Here is a 12401-nt window from a genome sequence, read left to right as displayed (position 1 = left end):
GCAATCGCCGCCACGCGGTTTCATCGCACCGGTCATTTTCCGCGATGCGTGTGCCGCCGATTCGTCCTGCCAGGTAAAGGATTGACGTCTCTTCGCTTTCGCGTTCCTATGGCGCGAGGACGGTCGGAGGAGCAGTGCATGAAGGCAGTGCGTCTGGAAGCGGTCGGCGACATCTCCGTTCGGCACGTCGAGGTGCCCGAGCCTGGCCCCGACGATCTGCTTGTCAAAGTCGAGGCTTGCGGCATTTGCGGGACCGACCGGCATCTCCTTCATGGGGAGTTTCCCTCCACGCCTCCGGTCACCCTCGGTCACGAATTCTGCGGCATTGTCGTGAGGGCCGGGAGCGCCGTTCACGGTTTCAAGCCGGGGACGAGGATCACCGGAGACCCCAATATCTCTTGCGGGCGCTGCCCACAGTGCCAGGCGGGCCGCGTGAATCTCTGCCGCAATCTACGCGCCATCGGCATCCATCGTGACGGCGGCTTCGCGGAGTACGTGCTGGTCCCTCAGAAGCAGGCCTTTGAAATTCCGCTTAGTCTCGATCCGGTGCACGGTGCCTTCTGCGAACCCCTCGCCTGCTGCCTGCACGGTATTGACAGCGCGGGCATCGTCGCCGGATCCTCGGTTGTCGTCCTCGGGGGCGGCGTGATTGGTCTCCTCACCGTTCAACTCGCGCGGCTGGCCGGCGCCACGACGGTCATTCTTTCGACACGCCAGGCTTCGAAGCGCCGTTTGGCGGAAGAGGTCGGGGCGACCGCAACGGTTAATCCGGCCGCCGGCGACGCCATCGAGGCGATTTCAGGGCCACACGGGCTCGTTCCCGGTGGCGTGGACGTCGTGATCGAATGCGCCGGCGTGGCAGAAACGGTGAAGCAGTCGACACGTCTCGCCAAGGCAGGCGGAACGGTCGTCATCCTCGGCGTGTTGCCGCAGGGCGAAAAGGTCGAGATCGAACCTTTCGATATTCTCTTCCGTGAACTGCGCGTTCAAGGTTCCTTCATCAATCCCTTTGTGCACCGCCGCGCCGCCGACCTCGTCGCCTCGGGGGCGATCGAAATCGACCGGCTCATTTCAAGGCGCGTGACCCTCGACGCGGCCCCGGATATCATTGCCAATCCAGCCCTCCCGGGAGAGGTTAAAGTGCTGGTGATCCCGTCTTCCTAGAAGGCCGCGCACGTCAGCGAAAATCGATTGCTGACGTCCCCCTTGATCGGCGCACAAATATCTTCGCTTTATTGTCGATTCCGGAATTTTCGGGGTTCCGCTGGCACAGACATTTGCCTATAAGCCGCTTCTAGCCTGAAAACACCATTCATTGCGCACCCGGCCGGCGATCTCCCAGCTCGGCCGGTTTTTCGCGCAGCCAGAAAACGGATGAGAACCATGCCGAAGCGCCAAGATATCAAATCGATCCTCATCATCGGCGCGGGGCCGATCGTGATCGGCCAGGCATGTGAATTCGACTACTCCGGCACCCAGGCTTGCAAGGCTCTTAAAGAGGAAGGTTACCGCGTCATCCTCGTCAACTCCAATCCGGCGACGATCATGACCGATCCCGGGCTTGCGGATGCGACCTATGTCGAGCCGATCACCCCCGAGGTCGTCGCCAAGATCATTGCCAAGGAGCGCCCCGACGCGCTGCTGCCGACCATGGGCGGCCAGACGGCATTGAATACGGCGCTTTCCCTGCGGCGGATGGGCGTCCTCGATCGTTACAATGTCGAGATGATCGGCGCCAAGCCAGAGGCGATCGACAAGGCCGAAGACCGCGCCCTTTTCCGCGAGGCGATGGCCAAGATCGGGCTCGAGACGCCGAAGTCGCGGCTGGCGAACGCCACCGACATCAAGGAGCAGGACCGCAAGGCGCACGAGGCGGAGCGCGCCGCGCTCAAGGCCAAGTTCTCCGGTGCCGAACTGGACACCGCCCTCGACGATCTCGAAAACAGGTGGAATCTCGGCGAAGGCGACCGCAAGCAGCGCTACGTGAACCATGCGATGGCGATCGCCGCCCAGGCGCTCGACGATGTCGGCCTTCCGGCAATCATCCGGCCCTCCTTCACGCTCGGCGGCACGGGCGGCGGCATCGCCTACAACCGCTCGGAATTCTTCGAGATCATCGGTGGTGGTCTCGATGCCTCGCCGACCACCGAAGTCCTGATCGAGGAGTCGGTGCTCGGCTGGAAGGAGTATGAAATGGAAGTCGTCCGCGACAAGGCGGACAATTGCATCATCATCTGCTCGATCGAAAACATCGACCCGATGGGCGTCCACACGGGCGATTCCATCACCGTCGCGCCGGCGCTGACGCTGACCGACAAGGAATATCAGATCATGCGCAACGCCTCGATCGCGGTTCTGCGCGAAATCGGCGTTGAAACCGGCGGATCGAACGTGCAGTTCGCGGTCAATCCGGAAAACGGCCGCCTGGTCGTCATCGAGATGAACCCGCGCGTCTCGCGCTCGTCGGCGCTCGCCTCCAAGGCGACAGGTTTTCCGATCGCCAAGATCGCCGCCAAGCTTGCCATCGGCTATACGCTCGACGAGCTGGAGAACGACATCACCGGGGGAGCCACGCCTGCCTCCTTCGAACCGTCGATCGACTATGTCGTCACCAAGATCCCGCGCTTCGCCTTCGAGAAGTTCCCCGGCGCCGAGCCGACGCTGACCACCGCGATGAAATCGGTCGGCGAAGTGATGGCGATCGGCCGCACTTTTGCGGAATCGCTGCAGAAGGCGCTTCGCGGGCTTGAAACCGGGCTGACCGGCCTCGACGAGATCGAAGTTCCGGATTTCGACGAGAACGGTGACGGCCGCAACGCCATTCGCGCCGCGATCGGCATCCCGACCCCCGACCGCCTGCGCATGGTCGCCCAGGCGCTGCGCCTAGGCATGACCGAGGCGGAAGTGCACGAGTCCTGCAAGATCGATCCCTGGTTCATCGCCCAGTTCAAGGCGATCGTCGACATGGAGGCCCGCATCCGCGAACACGGCCTGCCGCAGGATGCCGAAAACCTCAGAATGCTGAAGGCGATGGGCTTCTCGGACGCCCGGCTTGCGACGCTGACCGGCAAGCGCCCGAAGGAAGTGGCGGAGCTGCGCAATGCGCTGAACGTCCGCCCGGTCTACAAGCGCATCGATACCTGCGCGGCGGAGTTCGCTTCGCCGACCGCCTACATGTATTCGACCTATGAAACGCCGTTCGTCGGCGCTGCCCGCTCCGAGGCACAGGTCTCCGATCGCAAGAAGGTCGTCATTCTCGGCGGCGGCCCGAACCGGATCGGCCAGGGCATCGAATTTGATTATTGCTGCTGCCACGCGGCCTTCGCCTTGAAGGACGCCGGTTATGAAGCGATCATGATCAACTGCAACCCGGAAACCGTTTCGACCGACTACGACACCTCCGACCGGCTCTATTTCGAGCCGCTGACGGCCGAAGACGTGATCGAGATCATGCGGGCCGAACAGGAAAACGGCACCTTGCACGGCGTAATCGTGCAGTTCGGCGGCCAGACGCCGCTGAAGCTTGCGGAAGCGCTGGAGAAGAACGGCATCCCGATCCTCGGCACGGCACCTGACGCGATCGATCTTGCCGAAGACCGCGACCGCTTCCAGAAGCTCTTGATGAAGCTCGACCTCAACCAGCCGCGCAACGGCATCGCCTACTCCGTCGAACAGGCCCGTCTCGTCGCTGGCGAAATCGGCTTTCCGCTGGTCGTGCGGCCGTCTTACGTTCTCGGCGGCCGCGCCATGCAGATCATCCATTCGGAAAGCATGCTGCAGAGCTACCTGCTCGACACCGTTCCCGGACTCGTGCCGGAAGACATCAAGCAGCGCTATCCGAACGACAAGACCGGCCAGATCAACACGCTGCTCGGCAAGAACCCGCTGCTCTTCGACAGCTATCTGACGAATGCGATCGAAGTGGATGTCGATTGCTTGTGCGACGGCAAGGATGTCTTCGTTTCCGGTATCATGGAGCATATCGAGGAGGCGGGCATTCACTCTGGCGACTCGGCCTGCTCGCTGCCGGTGCACTCGCTCGACAACGACCTGGTGGACGAACTCGAGCGTCAGACGGCAGCGCTTGCCAAGGCACTGAACGTCGGCGGATTGATGAACGTGCAGTTCGCCATCAAGGACGGCACGATCTACGTGCTCGAAGTTAATCCGCGCGCCTCCCGCACGGTCCCGTTCGTCGCCAAGACGATCGGGGCGCCGATTGCGAAAATCGCCGCACGGGTGATGGCCGGGGAAACTCTGGATGACGCGATTGCCGCCTATGGGAAGAAGCCGGATCCGCGCAATCTGAAGCACATTGCCGTCAAGGAAGCCGTGTTTCCCTTCGCCCGGTTCCCCGGCGTCGACACGCTGCTCGGTCCCGAAATGCGCTCGACCGGCGAAGTGATCGGCCTCGATACCGACTATGCGCTGGCTTTCGCCAAGTCCCAGCTCGGCGCCGGCGTCGACCTGCCGCGCGACGGAACCGTCTTCGTCTCGGTGCGCGACGAGGACAAGGCACGCGTGCTGCCGGCCATCCGCGTTCTCGTGGACATCGGATTCAAAGTCATGGCAACCGGCGGCACGGCCCGGTTCCTGGCCGAGCATGGCATTACCGCCACCAAGGTGAACAAGGTGCTCGAGGGCCGGCCGCACGTCGAAGACGCCATTCGCAACCGCCAGATCCAGCTCGTCATCAACACAACGGATGGCAACAAGGCGATCTCCGACTCGAAGTCGCTCCGCCGTGCGACCCTGATGCAGAAGGTTCCCTATTATACGACCATGGCCGGAGCCGAGGCAGCGGCACACGCCATCAAGGCGCTGAAGGCCGGGAGCCTCGAGGTGCGTCCGCTGCAGAGCTATTTCGAGGCTTGACGAATGCCTGATAGCGCATCTGTTTTCCGGTGCGCCATTGCGCGTCAATTCTCGTTAGATATCTGAATGCAACCTGAACGTTTGCTTCAGGCTGCATTCGGATGCGCCGTGGTTCCATGCCACCCGTCAGCAAAGCCGCAATCAACGGCAACGCGCGAAGCGGGGCCACGACGTGCAACTCTATTTTTTCGATCTCCGCTGGGGCGATGAACGCTTCATCGATGAGGATGGCATCGTCCATTTCGACGAGGGTTCGGCGCTTTATTACGCTCGGCGCATTGCCGACAAGATCGGCCGTGATGCGGACTATGGATCGCTGAAGGTGGAGGTACGCTCGAGCGAGGGTAAACTGCTCGCGACCGTCGCGCCATCCGAAGGCCGCGGCCACGAGCAGTTTGCTTTCATTGGCAGGCGTCGTCCAGGCGACGCCTCCCTGAGAATGCCGTCCTCTCCGCCGTGACTGGAGCTCTCACTTGAGCGTGGCGGCTGAAGGTGCCTGCCGCGACAAGCTTAGCGTGCTGACGGCAAAGAAGACCGATGCGACGGCAATCACGCAAGCGAGTGCAAACACGGCAAGCAACGACAAAGACAACACATTGTCGCTGGCGCCTTCATCGAAGCCGAATGCATTGGCGGTTGCGCCGAAAGCGGCAGCTCCGATCGCGTAGCCGGCCGATTGCAGCGTCGGCAGTAGCGCCGAGATCTTGTCGCGTTCCTCTCTGGTCGACACGTCCATCAGGAACTGGCTGAGCGTTCCCCAACTGATCCCGAAGCCTGCACCGATCGCCACCTGCCCGATGAAGACGAGCCGGTGCTCGCCGCTGCCGACGGCGAGTGTCAGCCCGACGAGACCAAGGCAGAGGATCAGCGGTCCCGTCCACATCAGCCGAATGCGAAATGCATGCGAGGGCAGACTGGCGACCACAATTGCTGTTGCACTCCAGGACATGGCCATTAAGGCGCTGGAAAAGCCGGCGGCTGTTGGTCCGAAGTCCCACAGCTGCTGCATGGAATAGACGAGATAGACGGAACCGGATGCCTGGGCCAGCGGCATCAACAGAACGACCCAGAGGCCGGTGCCAAGTGCGGTGCGGAGCGAGAACGCACCGGACGGCAGAATGGAATGCGGCGATCTGCGGTCGGACCGGATCGCAATTATGAAAACTGCGAGTGCCATCATGAGCAAAACCGCCATCACATAACCCTTGCTGGCGGTGTTGGAGAGCGAGATCAGCAAGATCCCGAGGCCGAAAGCGACAAGTCGCGGCAATGGAACGGCGCCCGCCGCTACCGTGCGTTGCTTCGGCTGACCGACGATCGCAATGACGAGGGCGATGAAGACCGCCACGGCCGGTATGTTGACGAAGAAGGCGGCGCGCCACGACCAGTATTCCGTGAGTAGCCCGGAGATCAGCGGTCCGGCAAAGGCTGCAGAAGCCCAGACGATCGCTTCCGCCCCGAAGACCTTGGGAACGAGCCGCGGCGGAAAAAGCTCCGGTATCAGTGCGTAGCAAACCCCGGCAATGATGCCCTCGCCCAGTCCCTGCAGCAGCCTGCCGGCGAGCACTTGCGGCATTCCGGTCGCCAAGGTCGCTATGACGGTGCCTGTGGCGAAGACAAGCGCTGCAGCGATGAGCGTATTGCGCGCACCGAATCGGGCTTTCTGATTGGCCGCCAGGGCGCCGCCGATGATGGCGAAGACGAGGTAGAGGGTGAAGGCCCAGGACAGCAAGGCTGCGCCACCGAACTCCTCGACCGCCGTCGGCAAGGCCGTCGAAATGAAGAATTCGTTGAAAGCAAAGAGCGCGACGCCGAGGCACAATGTCACGGTCGCGGCGAGATGATCCCTCCGTAGCAACTCGCTCCAGCGTCCCTCGCCTTCCCTGTGCCTTGTCACGCTGGAGATCCTCGGGTTCTCTTCGGCTACACTCATAGATTGGTTCCGATCGTTTGTTCATGGAACCAGCATTGATACAACCTCAAGTGCTGTTGAGGTAAAGAGGCCTTTTGCAAGTGACCGCTTATTGCGAGAAGCTCAAGGTCGTATGCGGCCTTGGCCGCCCGTGGACAGTCGCGAAAAATCTGGCTTTCGCAGTTCCGTTTCTGTTATAAGAACGGTTCGGATGTTTCGGACGGTTCCGGTGCTTTTGCACCGGGGACCGTTTTCTTTTGCGTCGATGCCGCCGGGAGGTGGCGCCGCGCGCTTGGTAAAGGACAATGAAATGGTCGACAAAGTTCCGATGACCCAGGGTGGATTCGCCAATCTGCAGGAGGAACTGCGCTGGCGCCAGCAGGAAGAACGCCCGCGAATCATCGAAGCGATCGCCGAGGCGCGTGCCCATGGGGACCTGTCGGAAAATGCCGAGTACCATGCCGCCAAGGAGGCCCAGAGCCACAACGAGGGCCGCGTTTCCGAGCTCGAAGATCTGATCGCCCGGGCCGAGGTCATCGATCTGTCGAAGATGTCCGGCTCGAAGATCAAGTTCGGCGCGAGGGTCAAGCTCGTCGACGAGGACACTGAGGAAGAAAAGACCTACCAGATCGTCGGAGACCAGGAAGCTGACGTCAAGGCTGGCCGGATCTCGATCTCGTCGCCGATCGCCCGCGCGCTGATCGGCAAGGAAGTCGGAGACTCGATCGAAGTGAACGCACCGGGTGGCTCCAAGGCCTACGAGATCCTCGCCGTTCAGTGGGGCTGAGCGCCCGATCCCACGGCCGAAACGCGCGAACGCGGCAGAGGCCGAACAGGGCCTCGCCATTCCACCCAGGGCGCGGCGTTCGCTCCGCCCCCCTCTCCCCCAAACAACTGATTGCTAGCGGCGCAAGGAGAGCGCTCACGTGGCCGATATTCGGGACATCGAGATTATTGCGCCCAATTTCAAGCGACGGCTCTCCGGCGTCACTTCGACGATCATCCAGCTTGTTCCCGTTCAGCGCAACCTCGGGCAGAAGATCGCGGTCCTCGGGCTCGGGCTGCCCACGAGTCTGCCATCGATCCGGTTTCGCGACCTGATCCAGCTGTGGCGGACGCCGAAAGGCCGCCGCTGCCGCGTCTGGCATGCGCGCCGCAATGTCGAAATGCTGCCGGCAATCCTGCTGCGCGACCTGCTGCGCATGAAGATCCGGATCGTCTTCACCTCCGCCTCGCAGCGGCGGCATACCGGGTGGAGCAAGTTCCTCATCGGCCGGATGGATGCGGTGATCGCCACCAGCGCCAAGACCGCCGCCTATCTGGCGGTGCCGAGCACTGTCATCCTGCACGGTATCGACACCAAACGTTTCCACCCGCCGGTCGACAAGGCGGCAGCGAAGCGTGGGCTCGATCTCGATCCGTCCAGGAAATACGTCGGCTGCTTCGGCCGTGTCCGCCACCAGAAGGGAACCGACCTTTTCGTCGACAGCATGATCGCCCTTTTGCCCGGCCGGCCCGAATGGGGTGCGATCGTCGCCGGACGCGCCACGGGCCCTCACCTCGCCTTCGAGGCTGAATTGAAGGACCGGGTCGCCAAGGCGGGGCTCGCCGATCGCCTGTTGTTCGTCGGCGAGCACACGAATATTCCCGATTGGTATCGCGCCCTCGATCTCTTTGTCGCGCCGCAGCGCTGGGAAGGCTTCGGTCTGACGCCACTCGAGGCGATGGCGAGCGGCGTGCCGGTCGTGGCAAGTGACGTCGGCGCCTTTTCGGAACTGATCGCAGAAGGGCCGGACGAAACCGGGCTCATCATTCCGGCCGGCAATCTCGAAGCGATGGTCGATGGCGCCGCCACCTTCATGGACGACCTGCCCCGCCTTGCGGCTGCCGCCGCGAACGGTCTGGCGCGTGCGTCCAGAGATTTCGCTATCGAGGGCGAAGCTCGGGCAATCGGCGCGATCTACGACCGTCTGATGCGCTGACGCTGAAGCTTACCGTTTCGAGGCGAATAGCGTCAGATAGGCGTCGGTGATCGCCTCCTTGGAGAAATGACTGACCAGCGTCTGATGTCCCCGTTCGGCGAGTGCGGCGCCCAAGCTGCGATCGTCGGCAATCCGCTCGATCGCGCGGGCGAACCCATCGGCATCGCCGATGTCGACCATCAGGCCGTTCTCGCCATCGCGCATGAACCATTGCGGCCCTTCGGAGCGACTCGAGACGACTGGCGTTCCCTGGGCCCAGGCTTCCAGGATGACATTGCCGAGCGGTTCGTGGTTCGAAGCCATGACGAAAATATCGGCCGCCGCGAGGAAGCGTCTCGTGTCCTTCTGCCAGCCGGCGAAGCGGACCCTTTGGCTGACGCCGAGATCGGTTGCGAGCTTGTGGAGGTTTTCCCCCTCCTCGCCATCGCCCAGCAGCCAAAGGTAAGCGCCCGGCACTTTGGCAACGGCCTCGATGAGTGTGTGGAAGCCCTTGCGTTCCACAAAACGGCCCATCGACATGACGACGGGCGCGCCCTCCGGCGTGTCGAGCGTCGCCCGGCTTATAGGTTCGACACGTTCGGTGCTGGTGAAATTCGAAATGATCTCGACATCCCGCTTCCAGCCGAGCTTGCGGACATGCTCGGCAATGCCCGGCGTATTGCAGACAATGCAGTCCGTGTTGTGAAAATAGTCGAGGCGAGGCGGATAGTCGCCGAGCCGGGAAATCTTGATGCACCGCTTATAAGGCGGCATCAGTTGGCTGGCGCGCGGTGCCCAGGCCATGAGGGCGTCCGGCCTGTCGCGCTGCGCCATCTGCATCACCTTGCGCGGCAGAAGCAGGCGATCCAGAGACAAGTTCCGGAAATGGCTTTCCGTTATCCTGGTCGAACCTTCGATTTCGGGGCGCCACGGGCGGTGGGGCCGGATAACCGCTGTCTGCTCGACGCCGCGTTCGGCAAGCGCCTTGACGAGGTGGACAAAGAAACGTTCCGCGCCGCCGTCTTTTCCGAAATGGAAGTGCATCACTTTCATCGCTGCGCCGCACCTTTTGCGAAGAGCTCGAGATAGGCGTCGGTGATCGCCTTCTCGGAAAAGCGCGTCTGCAGTGTTTCGCGGCCGCCGGCACTCAGTCTTTCGCGTAGCACCGGATCGTCCCGCAGCCTGCGAATCGCGTTCGCGAGGCCCTCGTCGTCGGCGCAGTCCACCATCAAGGCGTCGCGCTCATGCGTCATCACCCAGGAAGGCCCTTCGGCCCGTGCCGCAATAGTCGGTTTGCCGGCGCCCCAGCCCTCGAAACACACGTTGCCGAGAGGCTCATGCGACGAATTGATCGCGAAAGCGTCACCGGCAGCGAGGTAACCATAGGCATTGGTCTGCCAGCCGGGAAAGCGGACACGCTCGCGTATTCCCAGTTTGTCGGTCAACGCCTCAAGCTCATCCCGTTCCGGCCCGTCGCCGAGCAGCCAAAGATAAACACCCTCGACCTTCTGGATGGCGCGAAGCAGCCCGTCGAAGCCCTTGCGTTTGACGAAACGCCCCATGCCGACTACGACGAATGCTTCGGCGGGCGTTTGCATCTCCGATCGCGCGACCGGCGCGACGGGTGTGGCACGCGTGAAATTCGCGATCACCTCGATATCACGGCGCCATCCGAATTCCCGCACCTTGGCGGCGATGTCCGGGGTGATGCAGACCAATGTCTCGACATTGGTGTAGTAACCAAGATGCTCCGGATAGTCGCCGAGACGAGAAATCCGTAAGGCGTTCTTGTAGGAAGGCATGAAGCGGCTGGCGCGCAACTGCCAGGCCATGATGACATCGGGCCGGAACTCCCTCAGGATGCGCGACATCCGCCACTGCAGGAAAAATCGCGACAGCGAAAGCCGGCGGAAGACGCCCTCGTAGACCTGCGCGCTCCGCTCGATCTCGCTGCGCCAGCTACGCCCGGGCCGGATCAGCACGCGCTGCTCGACACCCCTGTCATGCAGGGCGTTGACCAGGTTCACGAAGAACCGTTCCGCGCCGCCTTCCTTGCCGAAATGAATATGCATGACTTTCATGGGTCACCTTTTCCGGGCATTAGCGGGAAAGCGCATCGTCGATGTTTGGCCGCGCCTTCAGCGCATGCCGCTGATAGACCTTGGCAGCAGTCAGGAACGCGTAGACTGCTCCGGTCATCGCTTCGATGAAGCCGGGAAAGCCGCAGCGCCACAGGCCGTTTCGGAAGTAGAGCCGGTAGAAATAGAGCGGTGGACTAAACAGCAGCTTGTACGGCCGCGCTGCCTTGCCCTCCGCCATCTGCTGATCCGCTTTCAGCGTCGAATACTTGTTCTCCTTGAGGATCTGCTCGTCGATGATCAGCGGCCGATAATGCAGCAGGCTGCCGGAACGGGCTGCGCCCACCTTGCCGTCCGGAACGATCCCTTCATGCACCTTCTGGCCAAGATCATAGCGGCCGCGGCCGTTGCGGATCAGGCGAAGATTGCGCCGTTCTTGCACTTTTTCGGGCGTGTAGCCGTAGCCGATCAGATAGGGGCGGCGCGCCACCCGCCAGCCGACGATGTCGGCCGGGGCGTTCAAGAGCGAAGGCAACAGAGCCTTGAGCGGTTCGTCGAACCGCTCGTCCGCGTCGATATTGAAGCACCAGGGCTGGCCGCACTGCTCGAGGGCGAATTGCTTCTGCCCGGCATAGCCACGCCATGGTTCGTACATGAACCGGATGGGCCAGCCCTTGTCGATATAGGATTGCACCAGCGCCGCCGTCCCGTCGGTGGAGCCGGAATCGACGATGACGATCTCCGCGCATTGTTCGAGGCTCTCGATGCAATTGCCGAGATAAGCCTCCTCGTTCAAGCAGATGATGAAAGCGGACAGGGGAAGCTTTGGCGTCATGGAGATCCTCTGACCGGCCGCGACCGGCAGCCTGCGTGGCGCGAAAGGGCTCTTGTCGAGCGAGTTTCAAGCTCCGCTTCCCAGTTTCGCCCAGATTGATTGACAACGGCGATGCTTCGCTAGATCTCCACCTGGCAGGCGTCCTTCACTTGGCGGATCGTCAGCATCGTCCGTACTGTATCGACATTGTCCGTCGCAGTGAGCTCTTCAATAACGAAATCCTGAAAGGCCGCAAGGTTCTCGGCGACGCACTGAAGCAGAAAGTCCGATTCACCCGAGACCATCCAGGCCTCGCGGACGAGCGGCCATGATGCGGTGCGTGCAGCAAAGGCCTTGAGATTGGCGTCCGACTGGTGCTTTAGCCCGACCATGCAAAAGGCCACCAGGTCGTAACCGAGCGCAGAGGCATTCAGAAGGGCGCGGTAACCGCGGATGACGCCGGCTTCCTCGAGCTTGCGAACGCGGCGCAGGCATGGCGGCGCCGAGATGCCCACGCGTTCGGCCAGTTCCACATTCGTCATGCGCCCATTGCCTTGCAACTCGCGCAGAATTTTCATGTCGATTGCATCGAGGTCGACGCGTAAGACCATTTGCCAATCCCCGTTTCCATGGAGCTCGCTCGACGAGGTTCCCCTTGCCCGCCGCTCCCCGGGCGGGGCGAGTCGGGTCTCGCCCGAGGCGATATTCTTCATGCTGTGGGTAGCACGTAACTGCGCCCTTGAACGAGAGTGCAAGGGGTT

10 protein-coding genes are annotated in these 12401 nt (G+C 62.2%); 5 read left to right on the top strand and 5 right to left on the bottom strand.

Annotated elements, in window-relative coordinates:
- The first annotated feature begins 138 nt into the window (after positions 1–138).
- From USDA257_RS19510 to USDA257_RS19500, 3 genes are all read left to right on the top strand, one after another.
- Positions 139–1164, top strand: a complete 1026-nt coding sequence (locus USDA257_RS19510; protein WP_014764684.1) for a zinc-dependent alcohol dehydrogenase family protein — start codon at positions 139–141, stop codon at positions 1162–1164.
- A gap of 219 nt (positions 1165–1383) precedes the next feature.
- On the top strand, positions 1384–4875 hold the full coding sequence (carB, locus tag USDA257_RS19505; RefSeq protein ID WP_041414430.1) for a carbamoyl-phosphate synthase large subunit: 3492 nt from the start codon (positions 1384–1386) through the stop codon (positions 4873–4875).
- Positions 4876–5047: 172 nt separating this feature from the next.
- Entirely contained in the window at positions 5048–5335 is a 288-nt protein-coding gene (locus USDA257_RS19500) for a DUF6894 family protein (protein WP_014764682.1), read from the top strand.
- A 9-nt stretch (positions 5336–5344) separates the two neighbouring features.
- On the opposite strand, the gene USDA257_RS19495 is transcribed toward USDA257_RS19500, so the two are convergent.
- Positions 5345–6808 carry an MFS transporter gene (locus USDA257_RS19495; RefSeq protein ID WP_048657416.1) on the bottom strand — a complete coding sequence of 488 codons (1464 nt, stop codon included), beginning with the start codon at positions 6806–6808 and terminating at the stop codon, positions 5345–5347.
- 289 nt (positions 6809–7097) lie between these two features.
- Between USDA257_RS19495 and greA the strand changes: the two genes are divergently transcribed.
- The gene (gene greA, locus USDA257_RS19490) at positions 7098–7574 is read left to right on the top strand and encodes a transcription elongation factor GreA (RefSeq protein ID WP_014764680.1); all 477 of its coding nucleotides are present in this window, start codon (positions 7098–7100) and stop codon (positions 7572–7574) included.
- A 139-nt stretch (positions 7575–7713) separates the two neighbouring features.
- Positions 7714–8769, top strand: coding sequence for a glycosyltransferase family 4 protein (locus USDA257_RS19485; protein WP_014764679.1), 1056 nt, complete (start codon positions 7714–7716; stop codon positions 8767–8769).
- A gap of 9 nt (positions 8770–8778) precedes the next feature.
- Here USDA257_RS19485 and USDA257_RS19480 read toward each other — a convergent pair whose 3' ends face one another.
- The 4 genes from USDA257_RS19480 to USDA257_RS19465 all read right to left on the bottom strand — a co-directional run bounded on the left by USDA257_RS19480 (position 8779) and on the right by USDA257_RS19465 (position 12251).
- Positions 8779–9801, bottom strand: coding sequence for a glycosyltransferase (locus USDA257_RS19480; protein WP_014764678.1), 1023 nt, complete (start codon positions 9799–9801; stop codon positions 8779–8781).
- Entirely contained in the window at positions 9798–10829 is a 1032-nt protein-coding gene (locus USDA257_RS19475; protein ID WP_041414428.1) for a glycosyltransferase, read from the bottom strand. Before USDA257_RS19475 ends, USDA257_RS19480 begins: the two co-directional genes overlap by 4 nt.
- Positions 10830–10848: 19 nt before the next feature.
- On the bottom strand, positions 10849–11661 hold the full coding sequence (locus tag USDA257_RS19470; protein ID WP_014764676.1) for a glycosyltransferase family 2 protein: 813 nt from the start codon (positions 11659–11661) through the stop codon (positions 10849–10851).
- A gap of 119 nt (positions 11662–11780) precedes the next feature.
- On the bottom strand, positions 11781–12251 hold the full coding sequence (locus tag USDA257_RS19465) for an Lrp/AsnC family transcriptional regulator (RefSeq protein WP_012708105.1): 471 nt from the start codon (positions 12249–12251) through the stop codon (positions 11781–11783).
- Between the last annotated feature and the right edge of the window lie 150 nt (positions 12252–12401).

Source organism: Sinorhizobium fredii USDA 257, assembly GCF_000265205.3.
Taxonomy (GTDB): domain Bacteria; phylum Pseudomonadota; class Alphaproteobacteria; order Rhizobiales; family Rhizobiaceae; genus Sinorhizobium; species Sinorhizobium fredii_B.
Note: the sequence above shows the minus strand (reverse complement) of the source record. Positions and strands in the feature narration are given on the sequence as shown.